Annotated in this window: 16 protein-coding genes; 12 read left to right on the top strand and 4 right to left on the bottom strand. The window is 68.3% G+C overall.

Annotated elements, in window-relative coordinates; translation table 11 throughout:
• The first annotated feature begins 32 nt into the window (after window positions 1-32).
• The 4 genes from FL625_RS04260 (at window position 33) to FL625_RS04245 (ending at window position 4,289) form a co-directional block, all read left to right on the top strand.
• Window positions 33-1,019, top strand: coding sequence for an ABC transporter ATP-binding protein (locus FL625_RS04260; RefSeq protein WP_149587385.1), 987 nt, complete (start codon window positions 33-35; stop codon window positions 1,017-1,019).
• Window positions 1,020-1,110: 91 nt separating this feature from the next.
• Complete coding sequence (locus tag FL625_RS04255; protein ID WP_149587384.1) at window positions 1,111-2,049, top strand: ABC transporter permease; 939 nt, start codon at window positions 1,111-1,113, stop codon at window positions 2,047-2,049.
• Window positions 2,039-2,848, top strand: a complete 810-nt coding sequence (locus FL625_RS04250) for an ABC transporter permease (RefSeq protein ID WP_149587383.1) — start codon at window positions 2,039-2,041, stop codon at window positions 2,846-2,848. The genes FL625_RS04255 and FL625_RS04250 overlap by 11 nt, the downstream gene beginning before the upstream one ends.
• Window positions 2,849-2,864: 16 nt before the next feature.
• Complete coding sequence (locus FL625_RS04245) at window positions 2,865-4,289, top strand: gamma-aminobutyraldehyde dehydrogenase (protein WP_149587699.1); 1,425 nt, start codon at window positions 2,865-2,867, stop codon at window positions 4,287-4,289.
• 83 nt (window positions 4,290-4,372) lie between these two features.
• Here FL625_RS04245 and FL625_RS04240 read toward each other — a convergent pair whose 3' ends face one another.
• The gene (locus FL625_RS04240; RefSeq protein ID WP_149587382.1) at window positions 4,373-4,681 is read right to left on the bottom strand and encodes a P-II family nitrogen regulator; all 309 of its coding nucleotides are present in this window, start codon (window positions 4,679-4,681) and stop codon (window positions 4,373-4,375) included.
• A 4-nt stretch (window positions 4,682-4,685) separates the two neighbouring features.
• Window positions 4,686-5,663, bottom strand: coding sequence for a sodium-dependent bicarbonate transport family permease (locus FL625_RS04235; RefSeq protein WP_149587381.1), 978 nt, complete (start codon window positions 5,661-5,663; stop codon window positions 4,686-4,688).
• Window positions 5,664-5,777: 114 nt separating this feature from the next.
• On the opposite strand from FL625_RS04235, the gene mutL reads away from it, so the two are divergent.
• From mutL to FL625_RS04220, 3 genes are read left to right on the top strand one after another with little or no spacing between them, the layout of a single operon-like run.
• Entirely contained in the window at window positions 5,778-7,601 is a 1,824-nt protein-coding gene (gene mutL / locus FL625_RS04230) for a DNA mismatch repair endonuclease MutL (RefSeq protein ID WP_149587380.1), read from the top strand.
• Window positions 7,598-8,758 (top strand): DNA recombination protein RmuC, encoded by a 1,161-nt coding sequence (locus FL625_RS04225; protein ID WP_149587379.1) that lies wholly within the window; start codon window positions 7,598-7,600, stop codon window positions 8,756-8,758. Before mutL ends, FL625_RS04225 begins: the two co-directional genes overlap by 4 nt.
• The gene (locus FL625_RS04220; protein ID WP_149587378.1) at window positions 8,755-9,282 is read left to right on the top strand and encodes a HutD/Ves family protein; all 528 of its coding nucleotides are present in this window, start codon (window positions 8,755-8,757) and stop codon (window positions 9,280-9,282) included. Before FL625_RS04225 ends, FL625_RS04220 begins: the two co-directional genes overlap by 4 nt.
• A gap of 54 nt (window positions 9,283-9,336) precedes the next feature.
• Here the strand turns inward: FL625_RS04220 and FL625_RS04215 are convergent, their stop codons facing one another.
• On the bottom strand, window positions 9,337-9,984 hold the full coding sequence (locus FL625_RS04215; protein ID WP_149587377.1) for a ChrR family anti-sigma-E factor: 648 nt from the start codon (window positions 9,982-9,984) through the stop codon (window positions 9,337-9,339).
• Window positions 9,985-9,998: 14 nt separating this feature from the next.
• Window positions 9,999-10,556 carry a sigma-70 family RNA polymerase sigma factor gene (locus FL625_RS04210; RefSeq protein WP_149587376.1) on the bottom strand — a complete coding sequence of 186 codons (558 nt, stop codon included), beginning with the start codon at window positions 10,554-10,556 and terminating at the stop codon, window positions 9,999-10,001.
• Between the two features lie 321 nt (window positions 10,557-10,877).
• On the opposite strand from FL625_RS04210, the gene FL625_RS04205 reads away from it, so the two are divergent.
• Genes FL625_RS04205 through FL625_RS04185 form a run of 5 tightly spaced genes read left to right on the top strand, consistent with a single transcriptional unit; the run spans window position 10,878 to window position 15,633 of the window.
• Window positions 10,878-12,173 carry an NAD(P)/FAD-dependent oxidoreductase gene (locus tag FL625_RS04205; protein WP_149587375.1) on the top strand — a complete coding sequence of 432 codons (1,296 nt, stop codon included), beginning with the start codon at window positions 10,878-10,880 and terminating at the stop codon, window positions 12,171-12,173.
• Window positions 12,170-12,919, top strand: a complete 750-nt coding sequence (locus FL625_RS04200; RefSeq protein WP_149587374.1) for a DUF1365 domain-containing protein — start codon at window positions 12,170-12,172, stop codon at window positions 12,917-12,919. Before FL625_RS04205 ends, FL625_RS04200 begins: the two co-directional genes overlap by 4 nt.
• Window positions 12,879-14,312 carry an MFS transporter gene (locus FL625_RS04195; RefSeq protein ID WP_354001245.1) on the top strand — a complete coding sequence of 478 codons (1,434 nt, stop codon included), beginning with the start codon at window positions 12,879-12,881 and terminating at the stop codon, window positions 14,310-14,312. Before FL625_RS04200 ends, FL625_RS04195 begins: the two co-directional genes overlap by 41 nt.
• Complete coding sequence (locus FL625_RS04190; RefSeq protein WP_149587372.1) at window positions 14,309-14,896, top strand: DUF3833 domain-containing protein; 588 nt, start codon at window positions 14,309-14,311, stop codon at window positions 14,894-14,896. Before FL625_RS04195 ends, FL625_RS04190 begins: the two co-directional genes overlap by 4 nt.
• Window positions 14,893-15,633 carry an SDR family NAD(P)-dependent oxidoreductase gene (locus FL625_RS04185; protein ID WP_149587371.1) on the top strand — a complete coding sequence of 247 codons (741 nt, stop codon included), beginning with the start codon at window positions 14,893-14,895 and terminating at the stop codon, window positions 15,631-15,633. The genes FL625_RS04190 and FL625_RS04185 overlap by 4 nt, the downstream gene beginning before the upstream one ends.
• The last annotated feature ends 60 nt before the right edge of the window (window positions 15,634-15,693 follow it).

Genomic DNA, 15,693 nt, shown 5'->3' with positions numbered 1-15,693 from the left:
TGGTGCGCTTTAGCGCACCCTACGGATCTCTCATGACTGCTGCCGTCGAATTCCAGAACGTGTCCCGCCATTTCGGCACGGTGAAGGCCGTGGATGGCGTGGACCTGACCATCGCCGAGGGGTCATTCTTCGCCATGCTCGGGCCTTCGGGCTCGGGCAAGACCACCTGCCTGCGGCTGATCTCGGGGTTCGAGAAACCGACGGGCGGAGCGATCCGCATCTTCGGCGAGGATGTTTCCTCCGTCCCGCCGCATCTGCGCAACGTCAACACCGTGTTCCAGGACTATGCGCTGTTCCCGCACATGAACGTGCGCGACAACGTGGCCTACGGACTGATGGTCAAGGGCATGGGCCGCGCCCAGCGCCATGCGAAGGCCGAGGAGATGCTGGCGCTGGTGAAGCTTGACGGCTACGGCGACCGCAAGCCCGCGCAGCTGTCGGGCGGGCAGCGCCAGCGGGTGGCGCTGGCGCGCGCGCTGGTCAACGAGCCGCGCGTGCTTTTGCTGGATGAGCCGTTGGGTGCCCTGGACCTGAAGCTGCGCGAGGCGATGCAGGACGAGCTGAAGGCCTTGCAGCACAAGCTGGGGCTGACCTTCGTCTTCGTCACCCATGACCAGCACGAGGCCCTGTCGATGGCCGACCACCTGGCCGTGTTCAACGAGGGGAAGATCGCCCAGATCGGCACCCCACAGGATATCTACGACCGCCCCGCCACGCGCTTCGTTGCCGATTTCGTCGGTTCCTCGAACGTGCTGCCGCCCGAGCTGACCCGCGCCCTGGGCGGCCCCGCGCAATGGGCGAGCCTCAGGCCCGAGGCGACGCGGCTGGCCACCAGCGGGCCGGTCACCGGCACGGTCACCGCGCTGCGCTACCTGGGGTCGGGCACGCGGGTGGTGATCCGTGCGGGCGAGACCGAGATCGCGGCCCTTGTCCCCGCCGGGCAGCCGGTTCCGGCCGAGGGCGCGACCACCGCCATCGCCTTCGATCCGCAGGCGCTGCACCTGATGGGGGCGGCGTAATGGCTTGCGACCGGACCCGCGCCGGCAGGGGGCGCTGCCCCCTCGCGCCGTGCGTCGCTCACCCCCGGAGTATTTGGGAAAGGGCAAGCGCATGAGCCACAGCGCCGTATTGCCCGCGCGCAGCCTGGCCGACCGGCTGACCGGCACCTTCTGGCGGCGGCCGGGACTGTTGCTCGCGCTTCTGATCCTGCCGCCGCTGCTGTGGCTGGGCGTGGTCTATCTGGGATCGCTCTTCGCGCTCCTTCTCCAGTCCTTCTATTCGATCGACGAGTTCTCGGGCGTGGTGAAGGAGGAATTCACGCTCAAGACCTATGCCGAGCTGTTCCGGGCGCAGAACCTGGACATCATCCTGCGCACGGTGCTGATGGCGGCGGCGGTCACGCTGGCCTGCGCGGTCCTGGCCTTTCCCATCGCCTATTTCGCCGCGCGCTACGCCAAGGGCGGCTGGAAGGCCGCCTTCTATCTGGGCGTGATGCTGCCCCTGTGGTCGAGCTATCTGGTCAAGGTCTATGCCTGGAAGCTGATCCTCGCCAAGGAAGGCGTGCTGACCTGGGCGGCCGAGGGCACGGGCACCGGTTTCCTGATCGACGGGCTGCTGACGATCCCCGGCCTCGAGGGCTCGTCGCTGTCCACCTCGCCCTTCGGCACCTTCCTGGTCTTCGTCTACATCTGGCTGCCCTACATGATCCTGCCGATGCAGGCCGCGCTGGAGCGGGTGCCGACCTCGATGCTGGAGGCCTCGGCCGACCTGGGCGCCACACGGGGGCAGACCTTCCGCACTGTGATCCTGCCGCTGGCCATGCCGGGGGTGATCGCGGGGTCGATCTTCACCTTCTCGCTGACGCTGGGCGATTACATCATCCCGCAGATCGTGGGGAATTCCTCGCGTTTCATCGGGCTTGCTGTCTACCAGTTGCAGGGCACGGCAGGGAACATCCCGCTGGCCGCGGCCTTTGCCGTCGTGCCCATCGTCATCATGCTGATCTACCTGACGCTGGCCAAGCGGGCGGGGGCCTTCGATGCACTCTGATCGCCCGTCCCTGCTGCTGAAGATCACCGCGATCGGCGGCCTTCTGTTCCTGCACCTGCCGATCCTGTTCATCTTCCTCTACGCCTTCACCACCGAGGAACGAACCTACCAGTTCCCGCCGCCGGGGCTGACGCTGAAATGGTTCTCGGTCGCCTGGTTCGACCGGCCCGACATCTGGCCGCCGCTCTACCTGTCGCTGAAGGTCGCGGCCATCGCCACCGTCCTGGCGATGATCCTGGGCACGCTGGCCGCCGCCGCGATGAGCCGGGCGCGGTTCTTCGGGCGCGACCAGCTCTCCCTGCTCATCATCCTGCCCATCGCCCTGCCGGGCGTCATCACGGGGATGAGCCTGCGGTCGGCCTTCGGGATCATGGACATCCCGTTTTCCACCTGGACCATCGTGCTGGGTCACGCGACCTTCTGCATCGTGATCGTCTACAACAACGCGGTGGCCCGGATGCGCCGCCTGTCGGGGGGGATCATGGAGGCCAGCGCCGACCTTGGCGCCAATGCCTTCCAGACCTTCCGCTATGTGCTGCTCCCGAACCTCGGCTCGGCGTTGCTGGCCGGGGGGATGCTGGCCTTCGCGCTGTCGTTCGACGAGGTCATCGTCACCACCTTCACCGCGGGCCAGCAATCCACCCTGCCGATCTGGATGCTGAACGAGCTGGTGCGCCCGCGCCAGCGCCCCGTCACCAATGTCGTCGCCATCGTGGTCTTTGCCGCCACCTTCGTGCCGATCCTCATCGCCTACTACCTCACCCGCGGCGGCTCCGAGACCGCCGGCATGGGCAAATAGGGAGATACCCATGACCATCCAGACCAAGTTCCTCATCGGCAACAGCTTCGAGGCAGGCCAGGAAACCCCCGAGCCGATCCTGAACCCCCGCACCGGCGGGCTGATCCTCGAAGTGCCCGAGGCCTCGACCGCGCAGGTGGACCGTGCGGTTGCAGCCGCCCGCGCCGCCTTCGAGGGCTGGTCGCGGACGACGCCCGCCGAACGGTCGGCGGCGCTTCTGACCATCGCCGACCGGATCGAGGCCGAGGCGGATGCCTTCGCCCAGCTCGAGGCGCTGAACTGCGGCAAGCCGATCAACGCGGCGCGGAATGACGAGATCCCGGCCATCGTGGACTGCTTCCGCTATTTCGCGGGCGCGGTGCGCTGCATGACGGGGACGGTGGCGGGGGAATACCTGTCGGGCCATACCTCGATGATCCGTCGCGATCCGGTGGGGGTGGTGGCCAGTATCGCGCCCTGGAACTATCCATTGATGATGATGGCCTGGAAGCTGGGGCCCGCCATCGGCGGCGGGAATACCGTGGTCTTCAAGCCGTCCGAGCAGACCCCTCTCACCGCGCTGAAGCTCGCGCAGATCCTGGCCGACGTGCTGCCCGAGGGCGTGGTCAACGTGATCGCGGGGCGGGGCCAGACGGTGGGCAGCTACCTCATCAACCACCCGCAGGTGGACATGATCTCGCTGACGGGCGACGTGGCCACGGGCAAGAAGATGCTGGACGCCGCCGCCAAGACGGTGAAGCGCACCCATCTGGAACTGGGCGGCAAGGCCCCCGTGGTGGTGTTCGACGACGCCGATATCTCGGAGGTGGTCGAGGGGCTGCGCGCCTTCAGCTTCTACAACGCCGGACAGGACTGCACCGCGGCCTGCCGGGTCTATGCCGGCAAGAAGATCTACGACAACCTCGTTGCCGACCTGACGACGGCGGCCGAGTCCATCGTTCTGGGCGACGAGGACGACACGAAGAACGAGATCGGCCCGCTGATTTCTCAGCGCCAGCGCGATCGCGTCGCAAGCTTCGTCAACCGTGCGCGCGAGCTGAACCATGTCCAGATCACCACGGGCGGCGAGGCGATGGAGCAGGGCTTCTACTACAAGCCGACGGTGGTCGCCGGTGCCAAGCAGGACGACGAGATCGTCCGCCGCGAGGTGTTCGGGCCGGTCGTTTCCGTGACGCCGTTCAGCGATGTGGACGAGGCCGTGACCTGGGCCAACGACAGCGACTATGGCCTTGCGTCAAGCGTCTGGACGAAGGACGTGGGCCGCGCGATGGCCACGGCGGCGCGGCTGCGCTACGGCTGCACCTGGATCAACACCCATTTCATGCTGACCAACGAGATGCCGCATGGCGGGCTGAAGCAGTCCGGCTACGGCAAGGACATGTCGACCTACGCGCTGGAGGACTACACGGTCGTGCGGCATGTGATGGTCAAGCACGGCTGACCCCTCCTCGTGCGCCTTCGGCTCCTCGTCGGCCCTGTCCGGCGAGGAGTGACGAAGTCATCGACGAGCTTTCGCACGCGCGTTCAGAACCGCTCCGCCCGCAAGACTTCGGCATCGGTGACGCCGATCACGCCGATGTGGCGTTCCACCACGGTGAACGCCGCCTCGAGGAGCGCATCCAGCCGTTCCGGCCGGATCAGGCAGACGACCGCCACCATCCCGCTCCGCCCCACCTGCCCCTCCCGGCTCCACCGCCCCGACCGGCCCGACCCGCCAAGGACCGGCAGCACGGTAAACCCCGTCACCCCGGCTTTCTCGAGCGCGGCGGTCAGGCGGCTTTCCATCGGCGCCTCGATGATGATCTCGACCCGTTTCGCCTTGTGCGTCTGCATCGTCTCAGCCCCCCACTGCCTGCGCCACGGCCACCCAGGCCGGGATCCCCAACACCAGATTGAACGGGAAGGTCACCCCCAGGGACAGCGTCAGATAGATCGACGGGTTGGCGTCCGGCAGCGCCACCCTCATCGCCGCCGGGACGGCGATGTAACTCGCCGAGCCCGCCAGCACCATCATCAGTGCGAGGCCCCCCGCGGACAGGCCCAGCAGCATCCCCGCCGCCAGCCCGAATCCGGCCCCGACCACCGGCATCAGCAGACCGAAGGCCAGGACCCCCGCCGTCAGCACGCCCTTCGCATTGCGCATCCCCCGGCCCGCCACCAGCCCCATGTCCAGCAGGAACAGGCACAGCACCCCCTGGAAGGGCGCGACGATGAAGGCCTCGATTCGCGCCATGCCGGGCTCGCCGGTTACCAGGCCGATCAGGAAGGACCCGACCAGAAGGACGATCGACCCGTTCAGCAGGATCTCGCGCCAGAGGTCGGCATCCATCTTCTCGGCCTGCCCCCCCGACCGGCTGGCGAGGTAGAGCGCCGAGATGATCGCCGGGGCCTCCATCGCGGCGGCGACAGCGACCATGTAGCCTTCGGCCACGAGCCCCGCCCCCTGCAGAACCGACGACCCGGTGACGAAGGTCACGATCGAGATCGACCCGTAATGTGCCGCGACCGCCGCTGCGTCGGTGGCTGAAAGCCGGGTCATCACCTTCAGCAGGGCGAAGGCCGCGAAGGGGATGACGAAGGACAGCACCACCCCCGCCGCCAGCGCCGCAACCAGCCGTGCGTCAAGACCGTGATCCGCCACCGAGACCCCGCCCTTGAAGCCGATCGAGAACAGCAGGTAGATCGACATCCCCTTGGCCACCGCCTCGGGGATGGTCAGTTCGCTGCGCGCCAGGGCTGCGACCAGACCCAGCGCAAAGCACAGGATCATCGGTGTCAGAAGGTTGGCGCTGGCCAGCGCCAGGATGTCTTGCATGTCCGTCCCTCGTTTTCCGCCGGTATGACTTAGCCGCTGAAAAGCGCAAGCCCTCGGCGGACCAGTCCGGTTTCGTTCTTCCCCGACTCGGGGCCGCCTGCTACAGATGGGGGCATGACAGTTCACACCCCCAAGATAACGGGCGCTTCGGGTCGTCCGGTGATCCGGCAACTGGACGAGGCCGCGATCAACCGCATCGCGGCGGGCGAGGTGGTGGAACGTCCGGCCTCGGCGGTGAAGGAACTGGTCGAGAATGCGCTGGATGCGGGCGCGGGGCGCATCCAGGTCGACATCGCCGATGGCGGCAAGACGCTGATCCGGGTGACGGACGACGGCTGCGGCATGACGGCCGAGGACCTGCCGCTGGCGCTGTCGCGCCATGCCACGTCAAAGATCGACGGGTCGGACCTCCTCGACATCCGCAGCTTCGGCTTCCGGGGCGAGGCGCTGCCCAGCCTGGGCGCCGTGGGACGGCTGACGATCACCTCGCGCGCCGAAGGCGAAGCTGCCGCGCAGATCGCCTGCGAGGGCAGCCGCCTGTCCCCGGTCCGCCCCGCCGCGCTGACCCGGGGCACGGTGGTCGAGCTGCGCGACCTGTTCTTCGCCACCCCGGCGCGGCTGAAATTCCTGCGCTCGGACCGGGCCGAGATGCAGGCCGTGACCGAGGTGATCCGCCGCCTCGCCATGGCCGAGCCGCAGGTCGGTTTCACCTTGCGCGACGTGACCGGCGGCGACAGCCGCGTCCTCTTCCGTGCCGACCCGGCGAACGGGGACCTGTTCGATGCGCTCGGATCCCGCCTTGCCACTGTGATCGGTCGCGACTTCATCGACAACGCGCTGAAGATCGACGCCGAACGCGACGGGCTGCGCCTGCAAGGCTATGCCGCGCTGCCGACCTATTCGCGCGGGTCCTCGGCGCAGCAATACCTGTTCGTGAACGGCCGCCCGGTGCTGGACCGGATGCTGTTCGGGGCCCTCAGGGCCGCCTATTTCGACGTGCTGTCGCGGGATCGGCACCCGGCGGCGGTGCTGAACCTGATCGCCGACCCGCAGCGCGTGGACGTGAACGTCCACCCCGCCAAGGCCGAGGTCCGCTTCCGCGAACCCGACGCCGCGCGCAGCCTCATCATCACCGCGCTGAAATCGGCTCTGGCCGGCGCTGGCCACCGCGCGTCGTCCACAGTGGGCGCGGCCACGCTTGACGCCTTCCGGCCTGAGCCGCGCATCTACCAGATGGACCGGCCCAGCCAGCCGGCGCTCGCCCGCGCCTTCGCCTTCCAGGCACCCGGTTTCGCCGAGGCCCCGCAAGCCCCCGCCTTCGCGCCGCCCAGCGAGGAGAAGGCGCAGCCGCACGACGAGCATCCCCTGGGCGCCGCCCGCGCGCAGCTCCATGAAAACTACATCGTCGCCCAGACGGCGACCGGCATCGTCATCGTCGATCAGCACGCCGCGCATGAGCGTCTGGTCTATGAACGCCTGAAGCGCCAGCTGGCCGAGACCGGCATCCGCGCCCAGCCCCTCTTGATCCCGGAAATCGTCGATCTCTCACCGGCAGACGCCAGCCGCCTCCTCGACGCCGCCCCCGCGCTGGCCGAGGTCGGGCTGGTGATCGAACCCTTCGGCGGATCTGCGGTGGCCATCCGCGAGACCCCCGCCGTCCTCGGCCCGGTCAACGGCGCGGCGCTGCTCCGCGACATCCTCGACGAACTCGCCGATCAGGGCGACAGCCAACTGGTGCGTGCGAAGATCGACGCGATCCTGTCGCGCATGGCCTGTCACGGCTCGATCCGTTCCGGCCGCCAGATGCGGCCCGAGGAAATGAACGCCCTGCTGCGCGAGATGGAGGCGACGCCGCTTTCCGGCCAGTGCAACCACGGACGGCCGACCTATGTGGAATTGTCGCTTGCCGACATCGAACGGCTGTTCGGCCGCCGATGATCACGCTTTTCGGCCAGACCTATGCCTGGAACGCCCCCGAGGTCCTCGTCCTCGGCGGCCTCGTCGCGCTGCTCCTCGGCTTCCTCGTCCTGATCCTGCGCACGGCGGCACGGTCGGCCTCGGCCGCCGAACCGCTCGCGCGCGAGGTGGCCTGGCTGTCCAGCCGCATCCAGCAGATCGGCGACGGCCAGCAGCAACTGGCGGGCGGCCTCCACCATGTCTCGGAAGCGCAGGCGGTCAGCCAGACCGCGATGCTGCAGGTGATGGAACAGCGCCTCGCCGAGGTCCAGCGCCAGATGACCGAGGCGCTGCACGGCACCTCGACCCGCACGGCACGCAGCCTTGGCGAATTGCAGCAGCGGCTGGAGACGATCGACAAGGCGCAGGCGAACATCGAGAAGCTGTCGGGCAACGTCTTGTCGCTTCAGGACATCCTGTCGAACAAGCAGACGCGCGGCGCCTTCGGGGAAATCCAGCTGCACGACATCGTGCAGAAGGCCCTGCCGAAGGACGCCTACACGATGCAGGCGACCCTTTCCAACGGCCGCCGCGCCGACTGCCTGATCCACCTGCCGAACCCGCCCGGCCCCATCGTCATCGACGCCAAGTTCCCGCTCGAGGCCTATGAGGCGCTGCGCCGCGCCGACACGCCGCGCCTGGCGCAAGAGGCCGCGCAGCTGATGCGCACCGCCGTGCGTGCCCATATCCGCGCCATCGCCGAGAAATACATCCTGGAGGGCGAGACCGCCGACGGCGCGCTGATGTTTCTGCCCTCGGAAGCGGTCTACGCGGAACTCCACGCCAATTTCCCCGACCTGGTGCGCGAAGGCTTCGCCGCGAAGGTCTGGATCGTCTCGCCCACCACCTGCATGGCGACGCTGAACACGATGCGGGCCGTCCTGAAGGATGCCCGGATGCGCGAACAGGCGGGGGCGATCCGGCGGGAACTGTCGCTGCTTTATGCCGACGTCGAACGGCTGGGCGCGCGGGTGGAGAACCTGGACCGCCACTTCGGTCAGGCGGCAAAGGACATCGAGGAAATCAAGATTTCCTCCGACAAGGCGACCAAGCGCGCCCGCCGGCTGGACAACTTCGACTTCGAGGAACTGGCCCCCGACGATCCCGCGCGCGTCATCGGACCCACGGCCGCCGAATGATCCACCTCACCGCCGCCGACTATTCCCGCCAGCCCTGGAAGAACGGGCGCGGCACGACGACCGAGCTGTGGCGGCTGGAGCGGCACGGGCAGCTTCTGGTCCGCCTGTCGCGTGCGGCAGTGGTCGAGGACGGGCCCTTCTCGCTGTTTCCGGGGATCGAGCGGAACCTGACGGTCCTCTCAGGCCCCGGCTTCCGGCTGACCGGGCCGGGGATCGACCTGCGCTGCGAGCCGCTGGTGCCGGTGGCCTTTCCGGGCGACGTGCCGGTCGAGGCCAGCGAGACGCAGGCGATGCAGTCCGACGATTTCAACGTGATGACGGCCCGCAGCCTGCCGAAACCGCAGGTCGTCGTGGCGCAGAACGACAGCCTGTCCGCCGGCGGCATGCTGGCGCTTTATGCGCTTGGGCCGTGTCTGGTGAACGGTCGGGCCGTGCAGCGCGACGACCTGATCCTGACCGAAGGCGCCGCCCGGCTTCAGGGCGACTGGCCGGTGCTGGCGGTGCGGCTTGACGGTCTGACCTGAGGGCACAACGCCCGAAGCCCAAGAATTTTCGCCGAAAATTCTTGGGCCGCCCGCTCAGATCCGCAACAAGGGCTGCGCCAGCCGCGGGATCAGCCCACGGAACCGCAGCGGCGCATCGGTGGCGGCGAGGCAGATGCAGTCCTCGCCCGCCAGCGCGACCGGCGTGTGTTCCACCTCCTCGTCGGCAATCTCGATGTCGCCGCGACCGAAGCGGTCGTTCTCGTCGGCGAAGGCGCCCTGCAGGACAAGGGTCAGCTCCATTCCCCGATGCCCATGGTCCGGCACCGCCGTTCCCGCCGGGATGTAGAGCAACCGCGCCGAGGCGTCCTTGCCGGTGGGCAGGATCGCCTGCTTCACCCCGCCGCCGACCTTGCGCCAGCGCACGGCGGACAGGTCCCCGCCAACGTAATCCGCCAGCGGGGCCGGAAAGATCCCCGCGGGTTTCAGCGGCTCGGACCGGGTCGCCTGCGGCAGCCCCTCGATCCGTTCCAGCGCGCGGGTCAGGGCGTCCTCGCCCATGGCGATCTCTTCCGCCTCTTCCAGAAGCGCGCCACCCACCGCATCGAAGGACGCCGCCCGCGCCCGGCATTCGTCGCAGAGCGACACATGCGTCGCCACAACCAGGTTGAACGCCTCGGGCAGCTGGCCGGCGGCATAGGCCATCAGCAACTGGTCCGAAAGATGGTGGCGTATCGTCGTCATTCCCGTCCTGGTCCTTACCCCAACTGGTGGCGCAGTTTTTCCAGCGCCAGCCTTATCCTCGACTTGATCGTGCCCAGCGGGAGTCCCGTCTCGGCCGCGATCTCGCTGTGCGACAGCTCGCCGTAGAAGGCGCGCTCGATCAGCACCCTCTGCGATGCAGGCAGGGCCGCAAGAGCCCGCCCCAACCGCTCCGTCTCCTGCTGGGCTTCCATCACCTCGGCCTGGTCAGGCTCGGGATCCGGTCCCCAGTCCAGTTCCTCCGGCTCGGCCCGGCGCGCCTTGCGCAGCGCGTCGATCCGCCGGTTGCGGGCGATGGTAAAGACCCAGGTCGCCACGCTGGCCCGCGAAGGATCGAAGAGATGCGCCTTCTGCCACAGCGTCGCCATGACGTCCTGCGCACATTCCTCGGCCAGCGCGGCCCCCGCCCCGGACTTCATCAGGAAGGCCTTCACCCGAGGGGCGAAATGCCGGAACAGCGCCGCGAACGCCGCCCTGTCCTGATGGTCGCGTACCTTCACCAGAAGGCCGGCCCAGTCCGTCTCATCCGTCGTCGCCAACGACCCGTCCCTCATCTGGCGCGAACCGACCTTCCCACCTATGCCCGAAGGCAGCGGCGGCAAGGCCTGTTCCGTCATAGCGGCTCTCGAGGCGTCAAGCATCATGTGCCTTCTACGCCTGCAACCCGCGAACGGATCATTTTTCAGCGAACTGGAGCGCGCCAGCCACAAGTCAAGGCTTTATGTCAACTTCATTTGACAGCTTCTGCACATCTGTCACGTTAGGCCAACCTGACACGAAACTTTCTTCGATGCGGCCGCGTAGGCGCAGCGAAGGGTGATCCGATCGGGCGCCCGCTGCGTAACTGCTTCAAATCAACGAGGGAAGTCCAAGGAATGCCTTTCGAACAGTTCGGCCCCGCCCCCCGCCGCATCGCCGTGATCGGTGGCGGCATCTCCGGAATGGCCGCCGCCCACCTGCTGGCCGAACGCAACTCGGTCGTGCTGTTCGAGTCCGAGCCGCGCCTCGGTGGCCATGCCCGGACCGTGATCGCCGGCAAGCGCAAGGATCAGCCGGTCGATACCGGCTTCATCGTCTTCAACCGGGTGAACTATCCCTACCTTGTGGGCCTGTTCGAGAAACTCGCCGTCCCCGTCACCGAAAGCAACATGTCCTTCGGCGCCTCGATCCGGGGCGGCGCGCTGGAATACGGGCTGGCCTCGATCGACACCATCTTTGCCCAGCGCCGTAACGCCTTCAACCCGCGCTTCCTGCGGATGCTGTCCGACATCCTCCACTTCAACCGCAACGCCGAGGCGGTGGCCAACGACCCGGCCATGACCATCGGCGAACTACTGGGCCGCCTCGGCACCGGCGCCTGGTTCCGCGACCACTACATCACCCCCTTCTCGGGCGCGATCTGGTCCACGCCGACGCGGGGCATCCTCGACTTCCCGGCGCAGGCGCTGGTGCGCTTCTTCCGCAATCACGCGCTGATGGACTATGACGGCCAGCACCAGTGGTATACCGTAAAGGGCGGCTCGATCGAATATGTGCGCCGCCTGCAGGGCGCAATGGCCGCCCAGGGCGTGGATATCCGCACCGGCGCGCCGGTGGCCTCGGTCCGGCGCGAGGCCGGCTCGGTCTTCGTCCGCGCCCAGGGCGCGGAACCGGAGCTTTTCGACGACGTGGTCTTCGCCACCCATTCCGACATCGCGCTGAAGCTTCTGGCCGACGGCACGCCCGAGGAAACCGCCGCTCTCGCCGCGATCCGCTATCAGCCGAACGAGGCGGTGCTGCATTCCGACCCTTCGCTGATGCCGAAATCGCGCAAGGTATGGTCCTCCTGGTGCTATGTCGAACCGAAGACCGGCCCCGGCGACCGCATCGACCTGACCTACTGGATGAACTCGCTGCAACCGATCCCGCAGGACGATCCGCTCTTCGTCACCCTGAACACCACCCGCCCGATCCGCGACGCGCTGATCCACGACGTGACCACCTTCCACCACCCCGTCTTCGACGTCGCCGCCTTCGCCGCCCAGGCGCGCCTGCGCACCATGAACGGCGCGCGCAACACCTGGTTCTGCGGCGCATGGATGCGCAACGGCTTCCACGAGGACGGCTTCGCCTCGGCGGTGGATGTGGTGCAGGCGATGGCGGAACGGCACGCCTTCCGGTTGGTCGCATGAGCCAGGTGCAGCGCATCCCCGCGGAAACCTTCCACGGCCGCAAGGGCGCGGTGAAGAACGCCTTCCGCTATTCGGTGGATTACCTGCTGCTCGACCCGGCGAAGGTGCAGGGTCCGGCGCTCTTCTCCCGCAACCGGGGCAACCTGATGTCGGTCCACGACGCCGACCATGGCGGCGCTCCCGGCCAGGGGCGCGGCGCGGACTGGGCGCGCGAGGTCCTTGCCCGGCACCACCTCGCCCACGACCGCATCCTCCTCCTCGCCCAGCCGCGCCTGCTCGGCCATGTGTTCAACCCGGTCAGCTTCTGGCTGTCCTACGACCATGTGGGACACCTCCGCGCCGTGATCGCCGAAGTGACCAACACCTACGGCGATCGCCATTCCTATCTCTGCCACCGCGAGGACCGGGCCCCCATCACCCGCGAGGACACGATCACGGCGCAGAAGATCTTCCACGTCTCGCCCTTCCAGCCGGTCGCCGGCACCTACACGTTCCGCTTCGACATCAGGCCCGACCGGATCGGCATCTGGATCGATTACACCACACCGGGCGGCGGCCTCTTCACCAACCTGATCGGTCCGCGCCAGCCGCTGACCAACCTGGGCATCCTCGCCTCTGCCCTGCGCCGGCCCTTCGGCTCGCGCCGGGTCCTGGCGCTGATCCACTGGCAGGCGCTGAAGCTGTGGCTCAAGAAGGTGAAGTTCAATCACCGCCCGACGCCCCCGGCCGAAGACATCTCCCGATGATCCGGCCCCTCCGGCCCGCCCTCCTTCATCTGTCCGCAAATATCCCCGCCGGAGGCAAGCGCCCGAGCCGGTTGCGCGCGCCGCGCGCGCAGAGGCGGGACAAGAGGCTTGCGCCGACAGGCGCTCAATGTCGCAACCGCCGATGACCGCGCGCCTTCCCGCCTGGTCGCTCTTTGCCGCCCTGATCGCCATGGCCGGCCTGCCGATCTACATCCACGCACCGAAGTTCTACATCGACAGCTACGGCACGACGCTGGCCGCGATGGGCCTGACCCTCGCCGGTCTGCGCCTCGTTGACGTTGTGCAGGATCCGCTGCTCGGATGGCTTGCGGAACGGACCCGGCCGCGGCGCCGCCTGACCATCGCCGCCGCCACCGCCCTCATGGCCGCCGCGATGCTTGCCCTCTTCGCCGTCGCACCTCCCATCGCCCCTCTGGCCTGGTTCGCGCTCAGCCTGACAGCCCTCTTCTCCGCCTTCTCCTTCCTCACGATCTGCTTCTACGCCGAGGGCGTCACCAAGGCGCAGACCCTCGGCGCCCAGGGCCACATCCGCCTGGCCGGCTGGCGCGAGGGCGGATCGCTCCTCGGCGTCTGCCTTGCCGCCACCGCCCCGGTGGCGCTGGCCCCGCTCACCGCCACGCCCTTCACCGCCTTTGCCCTGATCTTCGCGGCCTTCGCCCTGGCGGCGACGCTTGCCATGCGCCAAGAATGGCAGGGGGCCGGGGCCGAACCCGCTGCGAACCCCTTCGAGCTGTTCCGCCCGGCGCTAGCCGATCCCCTGTCGCGCCGCCTGCTGCTGATCGCGCTCCTGAACGCCTCGCCGGTTGCCGTCACCTCCACCCTCTTCCTGTTCTTCGTCGAAAGCCGCCTCGCCCTGCCCGGCTGGGAGGGACCGCTGCTCCTCCTCTTCTTCCTCGCCGCCGCAGCCTCCACGCCTCTCTGGAGCCTGCTGGCCCGCCGCCACGGCCCGAAGCCCGTGCTTCTGTCGGCGATGCTGCTGGCCATCGCCAGCTTCCTCTGGACCCTCAGCCTCGGCACCGGGGACCTCGTCCCCTTTGCCCTGATCTGCGCCGCCTCGGGGGCCGCGCTCGGCGCGGACCTCACCCTCCTCCCGGCGATCTTCGCCCAGCGCCTGGCACAGACCGGCACGCCCGAGGCGGCGGCCTTCGGGCTGTGGAGCTTCGTGTCAAAGCTGTCGCTGGCCCTTGCCGCGCTCACCATCCTGCCCGCGCTTCAGACTGCGGGCTTCCGACCAGGCGCCACGAACACTGAATCGGCACTGAGGGCACTCACACTGATCTACGCCGGGCTGCCTTGCGTATTGAAGCTGACCGCCATCGCGCTGCTTGCCCGGACTCGCCTCGACATGACCCCGAAGGACGCCCCCCGATGACCCCGATCCTCTCCGCCCTGATCGGAGCGCTTGTCGTCGTCGCCCTGATCATGCTGCGAACCCGCTTCGCCTCGTTTTCCGCCCAGACCCCCGCAGACTATGCCGGCACCGGCCCCGCCTTCGACCTGCGCCGCCACCTGAACGGCCCGCTGGTCTGCGAGGGCGTGATCTTCGGCCCCACCGGCCGCGTCACCTCGCGCTTCGTGGCCGAGATGACCGGCACCTGGAACGGCTCTGCCGGCACCCTGGCCGAAGTCTTCCGCTACGACAGCGGCACCGTGCAACATCGCGCCTGGACGCTTGTGCTGGCGGCTGACGGCCGGATCACCGCGACGGCACCCGATGTCGAGGGCACCGGCACGGGCCGTGTCGAGGGCTCGGGCGTCCTGTTGCGCTATCGCATCCGGCTCACGCCCGAGGCGGGCGGACATGTGCTGGACGTGACCGACTGGATGTATCTGCTCGACAACGGCTCGATCATGAACCGCTCGCAGTTCCGCAAGTTCGGGATCAAGGTGGCCGAACTGGTCGCCACCATCCGCCCCGCCACGTCAGAGGCACGCCAGTTGGCCGCCGCCGAATGAGGGAGTTCAGGGGCAAGCGCTACTGGCTGGTCGGCGCGTCCGAAGGTCTCGGCCTGGCGCTCGCCCGCCTGATGTCGGAGGCCGGCGCCGACCTGATCCTCTCCGCCCGCAGCGAGGACGGCCTGAAGGCCGCCGCCGCAGCCCTTCCCGGACCGGCGACCATCCTGCCGATGGACGTGGGCGACAGCGCCAGCGTCGCCGCGACGGCGTCGCAACTGCCCGAACTGGACGGCATGGTCTTTCTCGCCGGCGTCTACTGGCCGATGCGCGCCCAGGACTGGGATGCCGAAAAGGCCGAAGCCATGGCGAACGTCAACTTCACCGGCTGCGTGCGCGCCATCGGCGCCGCCCTGCCGGGGATGGTGGCGCGGAACCGGGGGCATGTGGTCATCACCGGCTCGCTCTCGGGCTTCCGCGGCCTGCCGGGCGCCATAGGCTATGCCGCGTCCAAGGCCGGGACCATGGTGCTGGCCGAATCGCTCTACGCCGACCTGCGCAGGACCGGGGTCACCGTGCAGCTGGCCAACCCCGGCTTCATCCGCACCCGGCTGACGGCAAAGAACGATTTCACCATGCCCTTCATCATGGACCCGGAGGAGGCCGCCCGGATCATGTTCCGCCACATGGCGCAAGGAGGATTCAAGATCAGCTTCCCCACCCTCTTTTCCTGGCTGTTCCGGGGCGGCAACTTCCTGCCCGACTGGGCCTATTACCGGATCTTCCCGCCGCGCGGCTGAAGTCTGCCCGCCGCGCGGCCGCGCTTGGCCCTTGCGCCATGCGCCCCGCCGCGTTCAATG

Origin of the sequence: Tabrizicola flagellatus (assembly GCF_008271465.1) — a bacterium.
Taxonomy (GTDB): domain Bacteria; phylum Pseudomonadota; class Alphaproteobacteria; order Rhodobacterales; family Rhodobacteraceae; genus Tabrizicola; species Tabrizicola flagellata.
Note: the sequence above shows the minus strand (reverse complement) of the source record. Positions and strands in the feature narration are given on the sequence as shown.